At 62.1% G+C, this 18,717-nt stretch carries 20 protein-coding genes; 4 read left to right on the plus strand and 16 right to left on the minus strand.

Translation table 11 applies throughout. The features are described 5' to 3' along the window. Positions 1 to 140: 140 nt before the first annotated feature. Genes ntrC through dusB form a run of 3 tightly spaced genes read right to left on the minus strand, consistent with a single transcriptional unit; the run spans position 141 to position 3,759 of the window. Complete coding sequence (gene ntrC, locus NKK50_RS15060; RefSeq protein ID WP_023832199.1) at positions 141 to 1,598, minus strand: nitrogen regulation protein NR(I); 1,458 nt, start codon at positions 1,596 to 1,598, stop codon at positions 141 to 143. Continuing rightward, positions 1,595 to 2,740 (minus strand): two-component system sensor histidine kinase NtrB, encoded by a 1,146-nt coding sequence (locus NKK50_RS15065; protein WP_023706549.1) that lies wholly within the window; start codon positions 2,738 to 2,740, stop codon positions 1,595 to 1,597. The genes ntrC and NKK50_RS15065 overlap by 4 nt, the downstream gene beginning before the upstream one ends. After that, positions 2,737 to 3,759 (minus strand): tRNA dihydrouridine synthase DusB, encoded by a 1,023-nt coding sequence (dusB, locus tag NKK50_RS15070; protein WP_023706548.1) that lies wholly within the window; start codon positions 3,757 to 3,759, stop codon positions 2,737 to 2,739. The genes NKK50_RS15065 and dusB overlap by 4 nt, the downstream gene beginning before the upstream one ends. A gap of 139 nt (positions 3,760 to 3,898) precedes the next feature. Between dusB and NKK50_RS15075 the strand changes: the two genes are divergently transcribed. Next, positions 3,899 to 5,122: a bifunctional 2-C-methyl-D-erythritol 4-phosphate cytidylyltransferase/2-C-methyl-D-erythritol 2,4-cyclodiphosphate synthase gene (locus tag NKK50_RS15075; RefSeq protein ID WP_352543601.1), complete on the plus strand. Its 1,224-nt coding sequence runs from the start codon at positions 3,899 to 3,901 to the stop codon at positions 5,120 to 5,122. Beyond that, on the plus strand, positions 5,119 to 5,628 hold the full coding sequence (locus tag NKK50_RS15080; protein ID WP_352543602.1) for a CinA family protein: 510 nt from the start codon (positions 5,119 to 5,121) through the stop codon (positions 5,626 to 5,628). The genes NKK50_RS15075 and NKK50_RS15080 overlap by 4 nt, the downstream gene beginning before the upstream one ends. On the opposite strand, the gene NKK50_RS15085 is transcribed toward NKK50_RS15080, so the two are convergent. From NKK50_RS15085 to eno, 11 genes are all read right to left on the minus strand, one after another. After that, positions 5,604 to 6,065, minus strand: coding sequence for a type II toxin-antitoxin system RatA family toxin (locus tag NKK50_RS15085; RefSeq protein WP_023710532.1), 462 nt, complete (start codon positions 6,063 to 6,065; stop codon positions 5,604 to 5,606). The two genes, NKK50_RS15080 and NKK50_RS15085, sit on opposite strands and share 25 nt — an antisense overlap. An 11-nt stretch (positions 6,066 to 6,076) precedes the next feature. Beyond that, a complete protein-coding gene (lipA, locus tag NKK50_RS15090) occupies positions 6,077 to 7,042 on the minus strand; it encodes a lipoyl synthase (protein WP_023745034.1) in 966 nt (321 codons plus the stop codon). 207 nt (positions 7,043 to 7,249) lie between these two features. Further along, the gene (locus NKK50_RS15095) at positions 7,250 to 7,507 is read right to left on the minus strand and encodes a GlsB/YeaQ/YmgE family stress response membrane protein (protein ID WP_023668920.1); all 258 of its coding nucleotides are present in this window, start codon (positions 7,505 to 7,507) and stop codon (positions 7,250 to 7,252) included. 101 nt (positions 7,508 to 7,608) lie between these two features. Beyond that, on the minus strand, positions 7,609 to 9,057 hold the full coding sequence (lpdA, locus tag NKK50_RS15100; protein WP_023825582.1) for a dihydrolipoyl dehydrogenase: 1,449 nt from the start codon (positions 9,055 to 9,057) through the stop codon (positions 7,609 to 7,611). A gap of 22 nt (positions 9,058 to 9,079) precedes the next feature. Then, positions 9,080 to 9,721 (minus strand): SGNH/GDSL hydrolase family protein, encoded by a 642-nt coding sequence (locus NKK50_RS15105; protein ID WP_023748668.1) that lies wholly within the window; start codon positions 9,719 to 9,721, stop codon positions 9,080 to 9,082. Then, positions 9,718 to 10,137, minus strand: coding sequence for a hypothetical protein (locus NKK50_RS15110; RefSeq protein WP_352543603.1), 420 nt, complete (start codon positions 10,135 to 10,137; stop codon positions 9,718 to 9,720). The genes NKK50_RS15105 and NKK50_RS15110 overlap by 4 nt, the downstream gene beginning before the upstream one ends. Before the next feature lie 12 nt (positions 10,138 to 10,149). Then, on the minus strand, positions 10,150 to 11,571 hold the full coding sequence (locus NKK50_RS15115; RefSeq protein ID WP_352543604.1) for a pyruvate dehydrogenase complex dihydrolipoamide acetyltransferase: 1,422 nt from the start codon (positions 11,569 to 11,571) through the stop codon (positions 10,150 to 10,152). An 18-nt stretch (positions 11,572 to 11,589) separates the two neighbouring features. Continuing rightward, complete coding sequence (locus NKK50_RS15120; protein ID WP_352462431.1) at positions 11,590 to 13,011, minus strand: pyruvate dehydrogenase complex E1 component subunit beta; 1,422 nt, start codon at positions 13,009 to 13,011, stop codon at positions 11,590 to 11,592. Between the two features lie 15 nt (positions 13,012 to 13,026). Then, positions 13,027 to 14,073: a pyruvate dehydrogenase (acetyl-transferring) E1 component subunit alpha gene (gene pdhA / locus NKK50_RS15125; protein WP_023682559.1), complete on the minus strand. Its 1,047-nt coding sequence runs from the start codon at positions 14,071 to 14,073 to the stop codon at positions 13,027 to 13,029. A 195-nt stretch (positions 14,074 to 14,268) separates the two neighbouring features. After that, complete coding sequence (locus NKK50_RS15130; RefSeq protein WP_023682560.1) at positions 14,269 to 14,592, minus strand: FtsB family cell division protein; 324 nt, start codon at positions 14,590 to 14,592, stop codon at positions 14,269 to 14,271. Positions 14,593 to 14,729: 137 nt separating this feature from the next. Next, on the minus strand, positions 14,730 to 16,004 hold the full coding sequence (gene eno, locus NKK50_RS15135; protein WP_023701745.1) for a phosphopyruvate hydratase: 1,275 nt from the start codon (positions 16,002 to 16,004) through the stop codon (positions 14,730 to 14,732). 186 nt (positions 16,005 to 16,190) lie between these two features. On the opposite strand from eno, the gene NKK50_RS15140 reads away from it, so the two are divergent. Continuing rightward, complete coding sequence (locus NKK50_RS15140) at positions 16,191 to 17,681, plus strand: glycoside hydrolase family 19 protein (RefSeq protein ID WP_352543605.1); 1,491 nt, start codon at positions 16,191 to 16,193, stop codon at positions 17,679 to 17,681. Between the two features lie 109 nt (positions 17,682 to 17,790). Next, positions 17,791 to 17,913, plus strand: coding sequence for a hypothetical protein (locus NKK50_RS15145; RefSeq protein ID WP_023696089.1), 123 nt, complete (start codon positions 17,791 to 17,793; stop codon positions 17,911 to 17,913). An 82-nt stretch (positions 17,914 to 17,995) separates the two neighbouring features. Here the strand turns inward: NKK50_RS15145 and NKK50_RS15150 are convergent, their stop codons facing one another. Together NKK50_RS15150 and NKK50_RS15155 are read right to left on the minus strand one after the other, a co-directional pair. Next, positions 17,996 to 18,361: a PRC-barrel domain-containing protein gene (locus tag NKK50_RS15150; RefSeq protein ID WP_023668909.1), complete on the minus strand. Its 366-nt coding sequence runs from the start codon at positions 18,359 to 18,361 to the stop codon at positions 17,996 to 17,998. 84 nt (positions 18,362 to 18,445) lie between these two features. Next, positions 18,446 to 18,649 (minus strand): dodecin family protein, encoded by a 204-nt coding sequence (locus tag NKK50_RS15155; RefSeq protein ID WP_023668908.1) that lies wholly within the window; start codon positions 18,647 to 18,649, stop codon positions 18,446 to 18,448. Positions 18,650 to 18,717 lie beyond the last annotated feature (68 nt).

Below are 18,717 nucleotides of genomic sequence, written 5' to 3' on the forward strand. Positions count from 1 at the left end.
CCGTCTAAGAGCCAGTGATTGCGTTGGATGTATGCAACGCATTGTGGCGATTATGCAACAAGTGTGGCCGTGACGGAAATCTTTCGGCCGCCGATCCCCTGAAAAGGGGATGACCTCGCGTCACTTCGGGCAGCAGGCGCTCATGATCTCGACGATTTGTACACGTTGACACCCAGCTCGCGAATCTTCTTGCGCAACGTGTTGCGGTTGAGGCCCAGCAGTTCGGCGGCCTTGATCTGGTTGCCGCGGGTTGCCGTCATCGAGGCAAGGACCAGCGGATATTCGACCTCCGACAAGATGCGTTGATAGAGACCTGCCGGCGGCAAATCACCGGCAAAAGAGGCGAAATAGCGCTGCAGGAAGTGCTCCACCGCCTGGCCGATGGACAGATCGTCCGGGATCAAATTGCCGCCGCCGGGAATGACCGGCCTTTCGCCTGTCTTCAGTTCGGCCTCGATGATCTCGGCTGATATTTCGTCCTGCGAATAGAGCGCCGCAAGCCGGCGCACCAGGTTTTCCAGCTCGCGCACGTTTCCCGGCCACGGATAGCGCTTCATCAATTCGATGCCGCCGGTCGAAATGCGCTTGGTCTGCAAGCCTTCGCTGGCGCCGATCTTGAAGAAATGCCGCACCAGATCGGGAATGTCTTCCGATCTCTCACGCAAGCCCGGCAGCCGAAGCGGCACGACATTCAGGCGATAGAACAGATCCTCGCGGAAAAGCCCCTGGTTGATCAGCGTGCGCAGATCCTTGTTGGTGGCGGCGACGATGCGCACATCGGTCTTGATCGGGGTGCGCCCGCCGACAGTGGTGTATTCGCCTTGCTGCAGCACGCGCAGCAGCCGCGTCTGCGCCTCCATTGGCATGTCGCCGATCTCGTCGAGGAACAGCGTGCCGCCCTCGGCCTGCTCGAAGCGGCCTGTCGAGCGGTTCTGTGCGCCGGTGAAGGCACCCTTCTCATGACCGAACAGTTCCGATTCGATGAGGTCGCGCGGGATTGCCGCCATGTTGATGGCGACGAACGGACCGCCTCGGCGGCGGCCATATTCGTGCAGCGCGCGCGCCACCAATTCCTTGCCGGTGCCGGACTCGCCCGAGATCATCACCGTCAGATCGGTCTGCATCATGCGCGCCAGCATGCGGTAGATGTCCTGCATGGCGGCCGAGCGGCCGACCAGCGGCATCGAGTCAGGCTGCTCTTCCGGCCGCGTATCGATCTTCGGTCGCCGCGGCTCGGACAGCGCCCGGTTGACGATATTGAGCAGCTCGGTCAGGTCGAACGGCTTCGGCAGATACTCGTAAGCACCTGTTTCGGAAGCCCGAATCGCGGTCATGAAAGTGTTTTGCGCGCTCATCACGATGACCGGCAGCTCCGGCCGCGCCTTCTTGATGCGCGGCAGCATGTCGAAGGCATTTTCATCAGGCATCACCACGTCGGTGATGACGAGATCGCCCTCGCCCGCCGCCACCCAGCGCCACAGCGTCGAGGCGTTGGAGGTCACGCGCACCTCATGGCCGACGCGCGACAGCGCCTGATTGAGCACGGTGCGGATGGCCGCATCGTCGTCGGCGACGAGAATATTGCCGCGAACCGTCATTTGCGGTCTCCTTCGCCTTCATCATCGGCAGTGTCGATGGGTGTTTCTTTCCAGGCCGGCATCAGGATTCGGAAGGTGGTGCCGCGCGGCGTCGAATCGCATTCGATGATGCCGCCATGCTCGCCGACGATTTTCGCCACCAGCGCCAGGCCGAGCCCCGAGCCGTTCGGCTTGGTGGTGATGAACGGATCGAACAGGATCGGCAGAATGTCTTCCGAGACGCCCGACCCATTGTCGCGCACGCAGAATTCCAGCGGCAGCGAGACGCGGTCCTGGGTTCCGGGAACGGAAACGCGGATGCCCGGCCTGAACGCCGTCGACAGCACGATCTCGCCCTGCGGATCGCCGCCGATCGCCTCGGCGGCATTCTTGACCAGGTTGAGGAACACCTGGATCAGTTGGTCGCGGTTGGCGAAAACCGGAGGCAATGATGGATCATAGTCCTCCAATATCCTGATTCGCTTGGCAAAACCGTTCTTCGCGATTGCCTTCACATGGTCCAGAACGACATGGATGTTGACAGGATAGCGGTCAATCGGCCGCTCGTCGGAAAACACTTCCATGCGGTCGACCAGGGAGACGATACGATCGGTCTCGTCGGTGATGAGGCGGGTCAGCGCGCGATCCTCGTCGGACGCCGAGAGTTCGAGCAACTGTGCGGCGCCACGTATGCCGGACAGCGGGTTCTTGATCTCATGTGCCAGCATGGCGGCAAGGCCGGTGACCGAACGCGCGGCACCCCTGTGTGTCATCTGGCGGTCGATCTTGTCGGCCATCGAGCGTTCCTGGAACATCACCACGATCGAGCCTGGGAATTCCGGCACCGGCGCGACATAGAGATCAACGACCTTCTCGATGCCGAGACGCGGCGACGACACGTCGACACGGTATTCGTTGACCGGCGCACGGCGCTCGCGCACCTGGTCGACCAGCTGCAACAGCGGGCTGCCGAACGGGATCAGCTTGGAGAGTGTGTTGCGGGCAAGCATGTTGGCACTTGAGCGGAAGAAGTCTTCCGCATCGGCATTGGCGTAGGTGATGAACCCGTCCGGATCGACCATGATGACGGGACGGCGGATGGTGTTCAGCACTATACTGGCGGCATCCGCCATGTCGGAGCTCGGTGTGACGGTGGCGTTCATGCGGCGCTCCGCAAGGGCGTGGCTTCGCCGGAAAACACCTCATGCAGCAAGGCAATGACGCGGGCGGGTTCGAAAGAGGTGAGGATGGCTTTCCGCCGCTCATCGGAAACGCCAGCAGCGTGGCGGTCGAGATACCAGCCGAGATGCTTGCGCGCCTGGCGCAAGCCGCTTTCGACGCCGTAAAGCGTCAGCATGTCCTCGTAGTGGGAAACGATGTAGTCGGCCATGGCTTGCGGGCTTTCCGGCACGCCGGAGAGCGCGTCGCCCGCAGCCTTCGCCGCAATGCGGCCCGCCGTCCATGGCGCGCCATAATGGGCACGACCGATCATCACCGCGTCGGCGCCCGACTGTTCAAGGATTTCGGCGGCCTCCGCGGGCGAGCCCACATCGCCGTTGGCGACCACCGGGATCGAGACGGCGTCCTTGATGCGGGCGATGGCGCCCCAATCGGCCTTGCCTTGATAAAACTGGCAGCGCGTGCGCCCATGCACGGTCACCATTTTAACACCGGCCTCTTCGGCGCGGCGCGCCAAAACGGGTGCATTGAGCGCATTGTCGTCCCAGCCGAGCCGCATCTTGACCGTGACCGGCACCTGGACCGCGCCGATCACCGCTTCGATCAGCGACAGCGCGTGGTCGAGATCGCGCATCAGCGCCGAGCCGGCATAGCCGCCGGTCACCTTCTTGGCCGGGCAGCCCATATTGATGTCGATGATGTCGGCGCCCTCGCCGGCAGCGATGCGCGCGCCCTCGGCCATGTGCTCGGCCTCGCGGCCGGCAAGCTGAACCATATGGACGGGCAGCCCGGAATGACGGATGCGCAGGTCGCATCCGACCCTGCCCTTGGCAAGCTCGCCGCTCGCCACCATTTCCGACACGACTAGGCCCGCGCCATGCGCGTAGGCGCGCTGCCGGAACGGCTCGTCCGTTATTCCCGACATGGGCGCGAGGAAGACGCGGTTGCGGATCGTCACGCCGCCAACGTCGAGCGGCGAAGCCAATTTTGTCACTTCAGGCATGCACAAAAACCAAGCATATCGGATTGCTGCACATTCTCTAGCCATAAGAAAGGCATTGTGCAACGCGCAATGACGTCACATTGCGGCGCATTTGGGAAAATGCTGGCCTTCGCCATAAGCCGCGACTAAGCCTCTCGGCATGACAGACGCAAGCGAAAAACCGGCCGAAGCGACGACCGACAAGGTCGGCTTGGTCATCGTTGCCGCCGGTCGCGGCGCGCGTGCCGGAAAGGCCGACGGGCCGAAGCAATATCAGCGCATTGGTGGCCGTGCCGTCATCGCGCGCACGCTGGAGACTTTCCTGGCGCATCCCGAAATTGGCCCCGTCGTCGTCGCCATCCATGCCGATGACCGCGCGCTTTTCGACAAGGCAGCCGGCGCGTATGCCGAGCGGGTTACCGCCGTGGTCGGTGGCGAGTCGCGCCAGGCCTCGGTCCGGCTCGGCCTGCTGGCGCTGAGGGAACGTACGCCCGGCCGTGTCCTTGTCCATGACGCGGTGCGGCCGTTTGTCGACACGGCCCTGATCGACCGTATCATCGCCGCCATTGGCGAGCGCCAGGGCGCGCTGCCCGCTTTGCCCGTCGCCGATACGCTGAAGCGCGAGTCGACGACCGGCATGATCGAAGAGACGGTGCCAAGGGCCGGCCTTCATGCCGCCCAGACGCCGCAAGGCTTTCCGTTCTGGCCGTTGCTCGCCGCGCATGAAAAGGCCCATCATCTCGGCAAGGCGGATTTCACCGACGATGCCGCGATCGCCGAATGGGCGCATATTCCGGTAAAAATCGTCGAGGGGTCGCCGGACAATGTCAAATTGACCTGGGCAAGGGATATTGCGATGGCAGATCAACGGCTTACTGGCGAGCGTTTTCCAGACATTCGCACCGGCAATGGCTATGACGTGCACGCCTTCGAGGCCGGCGACCATGTCACCCTGTGCGGCGTCGCCATTCCGCATGGCAAGAAGCTTTCCGGCCATTCGGATGCCGATGTCGGCCTGCACGCGCTGACCGATGCGCTGCTCGCCACTTGCGGCGCCGGCGACATCGGCACGCATTTCCCGCCTTCCGATCCGCAATGGAAGGGCGCGGCGTCAAAGATCTTCGTCGAGCATGCGGCCAGGTTGGTGCGCGAACGCGGCGGCCGCATCGCCAATGCCGACATCACGCTGATCTGCGAGGCGCCGCGCGTCGGCCCGCATCGCGGGGCCATGACCAATGCGCTGTCGGCGATGCTGGGCATTTCCAGCGATCGCATCTCGATCAAGGCGACGACGAACGAGAAACTCGGCTTTGTCGGCCGCGAGGAAGGCATCGCCGCCATCGCCACCGCCAGTGTCGTCTTCCCCGGGGAGGTTCCCGCATGAACAACAGCGATCTTGCCAACGCCCTGCTCCAGGTCTGCCAGCAACGCGGCATCATGCTGGCGACGGCCGAGAGCTGCACCGGCGGCATGATCATCTCGGCACTGACCGACATTGCCGGCTCGTCCGCTGTCGTCGATCGCGGCCTCATCACCTATTCCGATGAAGCAAAGATGGAGATGCTCGGCGTCTCGCCCGCCACACTCGAGGCGCATGGCGCCGTCTCGCGCGAAACGGTTCTGGAGATGGCGGCGGGCGCTCTGGCGCGCTCGCGCGCCGGGCTGGCGCTTGCCGTCACCGGCATTGCCGGCCCAGGCGGCGGTTCGCCGGAAAAACCGGTCGGCCTCGTCTGGTTCGGAGTTGCCCTAAGACGTGGGCCGGTGGCTGCCGAGCTCAATATGTTTGCCAACAATGGCCGCGACTTCATCCGCCGTGAGACGGTCAAGCATGCGCTGGAGATCGGCCTGCGCGCGCTCGGCGACACTCATGAGATGGGCGTCGTTCCGTAGATGACGTCCGCACGTTTTTCGAAGGCTTCGGAAAACATGCGGAAGGCGCGATCGAACATGGTGCCCATCAACACGCCGAGGATACGGCTCTTGAACTCGTAGTCGATGAAGAAGCGGACGTTGCAGCCGCCGCCGTCGGCCGGCTCGAAGCGCCAGATATTGCTTAGATATTTAAACGGCCCATCGATGTATTTGACGTCGATGGTGTTCTCGTCCGGCTTCAACAGCACTTGCGTCGTAAAGGTCTCGCGGATCGCCTTGTAGCCGATGCTCATATCGGCGAGGAGAATGGTGCGGCCATCACGCTCCTTGCGAGAGCGCACCGTCAGCGCCTCGCACAGCGGCAGAAATTGCGGATACGTCTCGATATCGGCGACCAGCGCAAACATCTGCTCCGGCGTGTGGGCAACGCGGCGTGTGGCTTCGAATTTCGGCATTGAAGCAGGATTTAACTCGCTTTTTTGAGCTGCGCCTCACGCGCCGCCCGCAGCCTGGCGAAATCGTCGCCGGCGTGGTGCGAGGAGCGCGTCAGCGGGTTCGACGCCACCAGCAGGAAACCCTTGGTCTTGCCGATCGTCGCGAAGGAGCTGAATTCCTCCGGCGTGACGAAGCGGATCACCGGGTGGTGCTTCTTCGACGGCTGCAGATACTGGCCAATGGTCATGAAGTCGACATTGGCCGAGCGCAGGTCGTCCATCAGCTGCAGGATCTCGTTGCGCTCTTCGCCGAGGCCGACCATGATGCCGGACTTGGTGAAGATCGACGGGTCGAGCTCCTTGACCCGCTGCAACAGCCGGATCGAGTGGAAATAGCGAGCACCCGGCCGCACCGTCAGGTAGTTCGACGGCACGGTTTCGAGATTGTGGTTGAAGACATCGGGCTTGGCCGCCACGACGATCTCCAGCGCGCCCTCCTTGCGCAGGAAATCGGGCGTCAGGATTTCGATCGTGGTCAAGGGCGTCGCTGCTCGGATCGCCCGGATAACCTCGGCGAAATGCTGCGCGCCGCCATCGGCGAGATCATCGCGGTCGACCGAGGTGATGACGACATGGGTCAGCCCCATCTGCTTGACGGCATGCGCGACACGCGCCGGCTCATCGGCATCGAGCGCGGTGGGAATGCCGGTGGCGACATTGCAGAAGGCACAAGCGCGCGTGCAGATCTCGCCCATGATCATGAAGGTGGCGTGCTTCTTTTCCCAGCACTCGCCGATATTGGGGCAGCCGGCCTCTTCGCACACCGTGACCAGCTTGTGCGACTTCACGATCTCGCGGGTTTCGGCATAGCCCTTCGACATCGGCGCCTTGACGCGGATCCAGTCGGGTTTGCGCAGCACGTCCTGATCAGGCTTGTGTGCCTTCTCGGGGTGCCGCAGGCGCGGCGCGTTGGCGATCGTGTCGAGAACAGTGACCATCTCAAACCTGACTTGTTGGCGTCTGCCCGTCGGCATTCGCCCTTCTGGCGTCATCTAGGGCTTTTCGGTGCAAAGAAAAAGGCTGCGGCGGCGCATGCCGCCACAGCCTTTTTCGCATAGCGGGGATCCAGAGCAATTCCAGGAAAAGTGTGACACAGTTTTCCGTCCGGAATTGCGTCAGAAGAACGAGATAAACGGCGAGCCGTTTTATCGGCGTATCAGCCGCCCGGCAAAGATCAGCAGGCAGGCGCCGATGAAGCCGGTGATCAGGTAGGCGAGCCAGCCGACACCGAAGGGTTCGATGTTGAGCGCCCTGAGAATTGCGTTCAGCACCACCGCGCCGACAATGCCCATAATGATGTTCATCAAGACGCCGGTATTGCTCTTCATGACCATCTCGGCCAGCCACCCGGCCAAACCGCCGATGATGATGGCCGCAATCCAGCCCACGCCATTCACGTCCATATGCCAACTCCTCCAGTGTCAGGTGAAAATGCATCCGGAAACGAACTGTCTGCCGTAAGGTTCCTCCGGCGCATGCGTCTGAGTCTCGCGGCAGCAATTTATCACGCGTTGAGCGCACGGCCATAGGCATCGAGCACGCTTTCCTTCATCATCTCCGACAGCGTCGGATGCGGGAAGATGGTGTGCATCAGTTCTTCCTCGGTGGTCTCCAGGTTCATCGCCACGACAAAGCCCTGGATCAGCTCCGTCACCTCGGCGCCGACCATATGCGCGCCGAGCAGCTGGCCGGTCTTCTTGTCGAAGATGGTCTTGATGAAGCCCTGGTCCTCGCCAAGCGCGATCGCCTTGCCGTTGGCGCCGAACTGGAAACGGCCGACGCGGATGTCCTTGCCTTCGGCCTTCGCCTTGGCTTCGGTGAGCCCGACCGAGGCGACCTGCGGGTTGCAATAGGTGCAGCCCGGGATCTTCAGCTTGTCTGTCGCATGCACGCCGGGGAAATTGGCGATCTTCTCGATGCAGACCACGCCTTCATGCTCGGCCTTGTGGGCGAGCATCGGCGGTCCGGCGACATCGCCGATAGCGTAGATGCCGGGCACATTGGTCTTGCCGTAGCCATCGATGACGACGCAGCCGCGGTCCGTCTTCACGCCGAGCGTCTCGAGGCCGAGATTCTCGATGTTGCCCTGCACGCCGACGGCCGAGATCATGCGGCCGGCGGTGATCTTCTCGACCTTGCCGTCCTTCATCTCGACATGGGCGGTGATCGAGTTGGCACCCTTCTCGACCTTGGTCACCTTGGCCTCGAGGATGATTTTCATGCCCTGCTTCTCGAACTGCTTCTGCGCAAATTTCGAGACCTCGGCGTCCTCGACCGGCATCACCGCCGGCAACAGCTCGACCACCGTCACCTCGGCGCCCATGGTGCGGTAGAAGGAGGCGAACTCGATGCCGATGGCGCCCGAACCCATGACCAGCAGCGACTTCGGCATCTCCTTCGGCACCATCGCCTCGAAATAGGTCCAGATCAGCTTGCCGTCCGGCTCGATGCCGGGCAGCGCGCGCGGCCGGGCGCCGGTGGCGAGAATAATGTGCTTGGCGGTATAGGTGCCCTCGCCCTTGACGCCCTTGGGCACCGGCGGCTGCGGCTCCATCGGTTTCTTGGCCGTCTTGGAGACGACGATTTCACCCGGCTTGGAGAGCTTGGCCTCGCCCCAGATAACGTCGACCTTGTTCTTCTTCATCAGGAAGGCGACGCCGCCATTGAGCCTCAACGACACTTTGCGCGAGCGGTCGACGACAGCGGCCGTGTCGGCGCTGACCTTGCCGCCTTCGAGCTTCAGGCCGTAGTCCTTCAGATGATCGGAATAGTGCATGATCTCGGCCGAGCGCAGCAGCGCCTTGGTCGGGATGCAGCCCCAGTTGAGGCAGATGCCGCCGAGATGCTCGCGCTCGACGATGGCAGTCTTGAAGCCGAGCTGGGCGGAGCGCACCGCCGTGACATAGCCGCCGGGGCCTGAGCCGATGATTATCACGTCGTAGGATTCAGCCACGGGGTTTCTCCCTGATTTTTCTCTAGAGTTCCAGCATCACGCGCACCAATGGCGCCAATGCCTCACCTATATTGCGCGTGTTTTCGGCATCGAGATGGACGCCGTCGATCGGTGTGGTCTCGGCCACCGTGCCGGCATCGAAAAAGCCGCAGCCGGCCTCGTCGGCGAGCGCGGAATATTGCGGCGCCAGCCGCTTCGAGGCCTCGTCGCCGCCGGCAAACATTTCCTTGAATTCGGCATTGTCGGTGCGGCTGACCGCGGGTGGCGCAACGATCAGGATTTGCGGCGCGGCCCAGTCGAACGGATAATCGTGGCCGCGTACGATGTCGATCAGCCGCTGCACGCCTTGCTTGGCCGCGACCGGATTGCCGTGGATCCAGGGCTTCATGTCGTTGGCGCCGAGCATGATGATGATCAGGTCGAGCGGCGCATGGCTGGTCAGGATCGTCGGCAGCACCTTGGCGCCATTGCGGTCGGCACCAGCCAGGTGATCGTCGAAAGCCGTGGTGCGGCCGTTCAGACCTTCGGCAATGACTTCGATATCATCGTCGCCCAACGCCGCCTTGAGCACGCTCGGCCAGCGATCTTCCAGCGCATGGCGCCCGAGGCTCGCCGCGTCATAGCCCCAGGTCAGGGAATCGCCGTAGCAGAGGATCGTCTTCATGCACCCGCACCCGCCTCCGCCCTAAGCCCGCGCCGTACGCGCCATCCCACGAACAGCCACTGCACGATAACCGTGGCGATGCTTGGCAAAATCAGACCGGCGACAACGGGGAGATCGCCCGACCACTGGGCTTTGCCCGGCGGCTGAGAGAAGGTCCAGGCAATCAGCCCGATCCCGGCCAGCACGAACAACGCAATCCCAACAAGCCCCGTCAGGTTTATCGCCCTTTGCGGGTTTGGCACGAACTGCGCGATGAAAAATACCACCGTCGCAACGATGGTGACCAGCGCCGAAACCATGAACACCAGGATGTATTCCGAATTCGCATTGGTGGCGATTGCCAGCCACAGCGCCGCCAGCCCGCCGGCCAGGCCGGAAAGGATCAGGGCGAAAAGGCTGGTGACGAATTGCCGCACAGCCTTTCCTTCCTAGACCAGCATGCCCATCGGATTTTCGATCATGCGCTTGAAGGCGACCAGAAGTTCGGCGCCGAGCGCTCCGTCGACGGCGCGGTGATCGGTCGACAGCGTCACCGACATGATATTGGCGATTTTGATCTCGCCGTTCTTGACCACCGGCCGCTGCTCGCCCGCACCCACCGCCAGGATCGTCGCATGCGGCGGGTTGATGACGGCGGCAAAGTCCTTGATGCCGAACATGCCGAGATTGGAAACCGCCGTCGTACCGCCTTGATATTCGTCAGGCTTCAGCTTGCGGCTGCGGGCACGGCTCGCGAGATCTTTCATCTCGTTGGAGATGGTGGACAGCGTCTTTTCGTCGGCGTGGCGGATGATCGGCGTGATCAGGCCGCCGGGGATCGACACGGCAACGCCGACATCGGCGTGCTTGTGCTTGACCATGGCGCTTTCGGTCCACGATGCATTGGCATCCGGCACCGCCATCAGCGCCATCGCCATCGCCTTGATCACCATGTCGTTGACCGAGAGTTTGTAGACGGGAGCCTCGCCCTTGTCGGTCTTCTTCGTCGGAGCAGCCGCATTGATCTGTGTGCGCAGCGCCAGCAGCGCATCGAGCTCGCAGTCGAGCGTCAGGTAGAAATGCGGGATGGTTGTCTTGGCCTCGACCAGGCGGCGCGCAATGGTCTTGCGCATATTGTCGTTCGGGACGAGCTCATAGGACCCTTCGGCAAACAGCTTCAGCACCTGTTCGTCCGACATCGCCTTGGGTGCCGCAGCCGGAGCCGCAGGTGCCGGAGCGCCGGCAGGTGCGGCTTTCGCGGCCGGTGCAGCCTTGGCGCCACCGCCGGCAATCGCCGCCTCGACGTCGGCCTTGACGACACGGCCATGCGGGCCGGTGCCGGTCACGGCGGACACATCGACGCCTGCGTCTTTGGCGATGCGACGCGCCAGCGGCGAGGCGAAGGTGCGCTCGCCTGACGATTGGCTGATCTCCCCCCTTGTGGGGGAGATGGCCGGCAGGCCAGAGGGGGGCGCGACAGACTGAGAGGTCGGCGGGGCAGCGCCCCCCTCTGTCGACTTCGTCGACATCTCCCCCACGGGTGGGGAGATTGACGCCTTATCCTGCTTGGCATCGGCTTTCGCGGGCGCGGCATCGCCGCCGCCCTTTGCCGCTGCACCTGCATCCTCGCCTTCGCCGGCGAGAATGGCGATCAGCGCATTGACCTTCACGCCTTCGGTGCCGGCCGGAACGACCAGCTTGGCGACCGTGCCCTCATCGACGGCCTCGACTTCCATCGTCGCCTTGTCGGTCTCGATCTCGGCGATCACGTCGCCCGGCGAAACCTTGTCGCCTTCCTTGACCAGCCACTTGGAAAGATTGCCCTCTTCCATCGTGGGCGACAGCGCCGGCATGGTGATGTTGATTGGCATGATGTCCTCCCGACCGGCTCAGCGATACGTGACGGCTTTGACCGCCTCGATGACCTCGCCGACATTGGGCAAGGCCAGCTTTTCGAGGTTCGCCGCATAGGGCATCGGCACGTCCTTGCCGGCGATGGTGATGACCGGCGCGTCGAGGAAATCGAAGGCGCGCTGCGACACCTGATTGGCGATGTGGTCGCCGACCGAGCTTTGCGGGAAACCTTCTTCCACCACGATCAGGCGGTTGGTCTTCTTTACGGAGGCAATGACGGTGTCGAGGTCGAGCGGGCGGATGGTCCGGAGATCGATGATCTCGGCATCGATGCCCATGCCGCGCAGTTCGGCTTCCGCCTTGATGGCATAGGTCATGCCGATACCGAACGAGACGATGGTGACGTCCTTGCCCTGCTTGTGAATGCGCGCCTTGCCGATCGGCAGCACGAAATCATCGAGCTTCGGCACGTCGAAGGACTGGCCGTAGAGGATTTCGTTTTCAAGGAAGATGACCGGGTTCGGATCGCGGATCGCCGCCTTGAGCAGGCCCTTGGCGTCGGCAGCCGTGTACGGCATCACCACCTTCAGGCCGGGAATATGGCTGTACCAGGCGGCATAGCACTGCGAATGCTGGGCGCCGACGCGGGCGGCCGCACCGTTCGGTCCGCGGAACACGATCGGTGCGCCCATCTGGCCGCCCGACATATAGAGCGTCTTGGCCGCGGAGTTGATGATCTGGTCGATCGCCTGCATGGCGAAGTTGAAGGTCATGAACTCGACGATCGGCTTCAGGCCGGCCATCGCCGCACCGACGCCGACGCCGGCAAAGCCGTGCTCGGTGATCGGCGTGTCGACGACGCGGCGCGGCCCGAATTCCTGCAGCAGCCCTTGCGTGATCTTGTAGGCGCCCTGGTATTCCGCGACCTCCTCGCCCATGACGAAGACATCGCCGTCGCGGCGCATTTCTTCAGCCATGGCATCGCGGAGCGCTTCGCGCACCGTGGTCGAGACCATCTCGGTGCCGGCGGGAATATCCGGATCGGCGGCAGGTTTGGCCGCCGGAGCGGCGGGAACTGCCTTCGGAGCCTCGCCGGCATCCTGGGGAGCCGCTTTTGTACCTTCCTCGGCTGCATCGGTCCGCTGACCGCCAGCGGAAACGGCATCCTGGGTGGAGGCAGGCTTGCCGCTCTTTTCGACATCGCCTGCACTTTCACCGTCCTGCAGCAACACGGCGATCACCGCGTTGACCTTGACGCCTTCGGTGCCGGCGGGAACCACGATCTTGCCGATCGTGCCTTCATCGACGGCTTCGACTTCCATCGTCGCCTTGTCGGTTTCGATCTCGGCGATGACATCGCCGGCGACGACCTTGTCGCCCTCGTTCTTCAACCATTTGGAAAGATTGCCCTCTTCCATGGTCGGCGAGAGAGCGGGCATGAGAATTTCGATCGGCATGTCCTTGCCCTCCCGTTACAATACGATGTCGGTCCAGAGCTCGGACGGATCCGGCTCTGCGTCGTGCTGGGCAAATTCGGCGGCGTCGGCGACGATGTCGCGGACTTCCTTGTCGATGTTCTTGAGTTCGTCCTCGGTCGCCCACTTCTTGGCCGTCAGCCGCGCCTTGACCTGCTCGATCGGATCATGATCCGAGCGCATCTTCTGCACTTCTTCCTTGGAGCGGTATTTTGCGGGATCCGACATCGAGTGACCGCGATAGCGATAGGTCTGCATCTCGAGGATGATCGGACCGTTGCCGGCACGGCACCATTCGGTCGCCTGATCGCCGGCGGATTTGACCGCACGCACATCCATGCCGTCGACCTGAATGCCGGGAATCTTGAACGAGGCGCCGCGATGCGAAAAATTGGTTTCGGCCGACGAGCGCGACACCGAAGTGCCCATGGCGTAGCGGTTGTTCTCGATGATGTAGATCACCGGCAGCTTCCACAGCGAGGCCATGTTGAAGCTTTCATAGACCTGGCCCTGGTTGGCTGCGCCATCGCCGAAATAGGTCAGCGAGACATTGTTGTTGTCGCGGTAGCGGTTGGCGAAGGCCAGCCCGGTGCCGAGCGAAACCTGCGCGCCGACAATGCCGTGGCCGCCGTAAAAATGCTTCTCCTTGGAGAACATGTGCATGGAGCCGCCCTTGCCCCTCGACAGGCCACCACGGCGTCCGGTCAGCTCTGCCATGACGCCCCGCGGTGACAGTTCCATCGCCAGCATGTGGCCATGGTCGCGATAGGCGGTGATCATCTGGTCGCCGTTGATCAGCGACATCTTCATGCCGGTGACGACCGCTTCCTGGCCGATATAGAGGTGGCAGAAGCCGCCGATAAAGCCCATGCCGTAGAGCTGGCCGGCCTTTTCCTCGAAGCGACGGATAAGCAGCATGTGCCGGTAGGCGGCAAGCTCCTCGTCCTTGGTGAAGTCGGCCGGCTTGGGGGCGGAAAGCCCCGTTGATTTGGCGGATGTCGATTTAACGGATTTGGCAGGCGCTTTTTTGGCGGCGGTGGCCATGCATCACTCCCTGTTGGCGTCTCTTCGCGGACACTAAAGCAGACCATGTCTGCTCCGGGGAGGATCAGCTCCTCCCCACCGATTGGAAGGAAGCTAACATGCGAGACGGCGTTTCGCCATGCAGAAAAACGCATGGCTGGCATGCGCCTAAACGCCCAGAATCGTTAGAGATATCAGCGATTAACCGAAATTCGGTTATTTCGAATTGGCCGGCAGCATGATGGTGATTTCATCGGGCTGGGACAGATTGAGCGCCCGGCGTGCCTGCTCGTCGAGCATATCCTTTTCAAGCGTGCCCTCATGCATCAGCTGGACGCGCCGCTCCAGATCGATCCGGCGCGCCTTGATGGCATCGTACTTGGCCTGCAATTCGATGGTCTGCGCTTCGAGCTGATATTTGGAATTGATGCCGAACTCGCCATGATAGGCATGGAAGCCGAAATAGGCCAGGAACGCCACGCAAAGCGACGGGATGATCAGCCGGCCGGTGTTTCTCTGCTTGTGCTGGCGTGTCCACATGGTCGCAATCCTTTGACCGCCATTTGTCGCTCGATTGTGCTTAATGGACGGTTACGGACAGGTGCATTAGCCAGCGGCCGCAACGAAAAAGGGCGGGAAAATCCCGCCCTTCGTCGTTTTCGCCAGTTCGGCAGAATTTAAGCTTTGACCACCGACTTGCCGGCGTAGCGCGCCTGCTTGCCGAGCTCTTCCTCGATGCGGATCAGCTGGTTGTACTTGGCCATGCGATCCGAGCGCGACAGCGAACCGGTCTTGATCTGCCCGCAATTGGTGGCGACGGCGAGGTCGGCGATGGTCGAATCCTCGGTTTCGCCCGAACGGTGCGACATGACGGCTGTGTAGCCTGCCTTGTGCGCGGTCTCGACAGCGTCGAGCGTTTCGGTGAGCGAGCCGATCTGGTTGACCTTGACCAGGATCGAATTGGCGACACCCATGCGGATGCCGTCGCGCAGCCGCGCCGTGTTGGTGACGAAGAGGTCGTCGCCAACCAGCTGCGTCTTGTTGCCGATCAAATCGGTCAGGTACTTCCAGCCCTCCCAGTCGTCCTCGGCCAGGCCGTCCTCGATCGAGATGATCGGATAGTCGGCGGCAAGCTTGGCCAGGTACTTGGCCTGCGCCTTGGGATCGCGGGTCCTCTTCTCGCCCTCATAGACGTAATTGCCGTCCTTGAAGAATTCGGTCGCCGCACAGTCGAGACCAAGCGCGATCTCCTCGCCCGGCTTGAAGCCGGCCTTCTCGATCGATTCCATGATGAAATCGAGCGCCACCGGCGCACTCTTCAGATTGGGCGCGAAGCCGCCTTCGTCGCCGACATTGGTGTTGTGGCCGGCATCCTTGAGCTTCTTGCGCAGCGTGTGGAAGATTTCCGAGCCCCAGCGCACGCCTTCGCGCAGCGTCGGCGCGCCGACCGGCAGGATCATGAATTCCTGGAAATCGATCGGATTGTCGGCATGCGCGCCGCCATTGATGATGTTCATCATGGGCACCGGCAGCAAATGCGCCTTGGTGCCGCCGACATAGCGGTAGAGCGGCAGGCCGGCGGCTTCCGCCGCGGCCTTGGCGACCGCCAGCGAGACGCCGAGGATGGCGTTGGCGCCGAGCCGGCTCTTGTTGGGCGTGCCGTCGAGCTCGATCATGGTCTGGTCGATGTGGATCTGGTTTTCGGCTTCCAAGCCGCCGATCGCCTCGAACAGCTCGCCATTGACGGCCTCGACCGCCTTGAGCACGCCCTTGCCGAGATAGCGGGCGCCACCGTCGCGCAGTTCGACGGCCTCATGCGCGCCGGTCGACGCGCCCGACGGCACCGCGGCGCGGCCCATCGAGCCGTCTTCGAGGACGACGTCGACCTCGACGGTCGGATTTCCACGGCTGTCCAGGATTTCACGCCCGACAATGTCGATGATGGCGGTCATTGCGATGTCCCCGATTGATCGATTGAAAGCGTCGCGCCCCTCTTAGCCAAAGTGCCGCAAAAGGCAATCAGGAATGGCATGAAATAATGGTGACAGTCGCCCCATGCGCTCAGGCCGTGGGGCATGGGCGACGCCATCTGAACGCAAACAGCCCGCCCTGACGTCATATGTCTGGCGCGGCATGGGGTGGGTGCCCCGCCCCTGCGGCAATGCCTTTGTCACGAAACCAGGCGGCACACAAACTCCACCCGATGCTTCAAAAGAGGCTACCGCCAACGTGACAAACTTCACAATGCAGAGAATTCGAAGATGTTAGGGTCACATCTACAACGCGAACTATTTGGCGACCACAGTGAAATCAACAAACTTGAACTCTTTGGGGAGGCGGCAATGGCAGCGATTTCAGGTACTGGCTGGGAACTTCTTATTAGCCGCAAAGTCGAGCATATGAGGGGCACCAGACGCAGGACAGTTGGTACCTATAAAGTCTTTCACAACGGCACGGCAGTAACGGGTCTATCGGGGTTCGTGTGTGAATCTCGCGGCCCAGGCGACAATTCCAAAGAAGACAATGGCAGGCGCATCGAGCCCGGCACCTATCCGCTGGCGACACAGGCCGGAGGCAAATATGTGACGATCGGCTACACTGGCGCCAAGACGCCACCCAAACCTGGACTCGAACTGCTGAAGACCAACAAGCGCACCGAAATCCTGATCCATCCGGGCGTCAATTTCCTGTCCAGCGTCGGATGCATCAACCCGACGAAGAAGGTGAGCGGTCCGCTTTCCGACATGGATTTCACGGAGAGCCGGACACGCGTAATCGCCCTCATCGACGATCTGAAAACCTTTGCCGGCGGTGGCTTCCCGAAAAGCAACGGCACGCGAATCCCCAATGCTTCGGTGGTCGTCGAAGGCGAACCGGTGCTGTCGACCGAGAGTGTCGAGAGCGTGCTCGAAGCCGTTGCGGGCGATCCGAACAAGGGTTTGCCAGCAGCGGTCTTCCAGAAATTCGCGCAGAGACCGGCAAGCGGTTCCAAGCGAACAATCTATGACGGTTACATCGGCGCCTTTACCTCCGACAAAGGCCTCAAGACACTTGGCGATCATGGGGTGTGCAACAACTATGATCGGCTGATGCATTTCTTCGCTCAAGCGGCGATGGAAACCGGTGGCTTCACCCTCATTCGCGAATCCCTGACCTACACGACCGTGGCGGCAATCCGGAACGCATGGAGGTCGCGAGCCGCGGGCAAGACCGATCAGTGGATCGGGGACAACCTGCTGCGCAAGCCGCAAGCCCTGGGCGACTGGGCCTATGGCGGCCGCATGGGCAATGTGAAAGGAACGTTGGACGGCTTCAATTTCCGCGGCGGCGGCACGTTCCAGACCACCGGGCGCGACGCGTACACGGCCAAGGGCAAGCTCGCCAAGGTTGACCTCGCCAATCATCCTGAACTGATCGAGGATCCGCAGACTTCGCTGCTCGCAGCTTGCGCCGAATGGAAAGGGTCAGGCTGCAATGCCTTTGCCGATGCCGGCCTGATCAAAAAGATCTCGCGCGCGATCAACGTCGGCAACGCCAATTCCGCCACGCAGGCCAATGGCGAAGCGGATCGGATCGCCTGGCACGAAAAGGTTTTCAAGGCGGTGAAGAATGCCGGACTCCTCGGCTGAGCATGCCTCGGATCACGTTCGACAACACCACGTCATCATAATTCAGAGATAACAATCTCTGTGTCGACTAGGATGGTGATGCGCGGGGCGAAACAGGAGGAGTTTCGCCATGTCCGAGTTGAGCGGTATCGTGAGTTTGTTCCTGATCGCGGCGGCGTTCCTGACGTCCTGCGATACGCAGCAGCCGCCAAGGGCGGTGACGCAGCTGTCCACGTTTCATGCGGCAGAATAATTTAGAAACTGTCGGGTTGCACTGAAAAGGCCCCCGTTTCGGAATTCGGGGGCCTTTTCACGTCAGGCGTCAGCGCAGCTGATCAATGCCAATACGGCGTGACCTTGTAGTAATCATAGGAAGCATCACGCGCGGCCTCGCCATCGGCGCCGGCCAGTTCATTGATCGAATAGGCGGGTGCTGCCTTCAGCTGCTCCTTCGAGAACGGCACGACATAGCCGCCCTTGTCCTCGTCATAGTCGAGGCTCGCCCACGGAATGGCGTGATACTTCTCGCCAATGCCGAGAAATCCACCGAACCCGATCACCGCGAACATGATGCCGTTCGACGTCTTGTCGAGCATGATGTCCTCGATGCTGCCGATGCTCGTGCCTTCGGTGTTGTAGACCGACGTGCCGATGACGCGCGAAGCGGCGATGGCTTCGGTGTGGCCTGTCTGGGTGGTCATGGCTGCTGCTCCTCATGTCGTTGATCGATACTTTGACAATGAGGGGCGCGGGCGAAAGTTCCCGTTTTTTCGAGCGGCGGGCGGTTACTCCGCGAGGATGAACGTCACCTTCATGTTGACGCGATAGGCCGCGATCCTGCCGTCCTCGACGACGATCTTCTGGTCCTGGATCCAGGCGCCTTCGACATTCTTCAGGGTCTTTGAGGCGCGCTCAATCCCCTTCTCGATGGCGTCCTGAAAGCTCTTTTTCGACGACGACGTGATTTCGGTGACGCGGGCGACGGACATGGCTTCCTCCTGCCAAGACGCTCATTTGCAGCAGCGAGCCTACAGCCGGCTTATGCCTTCCACAAGCA

This window comes from Mesorhizobium sp. M0001 (assembly GCF_040324255.1).
In the GTDB taxonomy this organism is placed as follows: Bacteria; Pseudomonadota; Alphaproteobacteria; order Rhizobiales; family Rhizobiaceae; genus Mesorhizobium.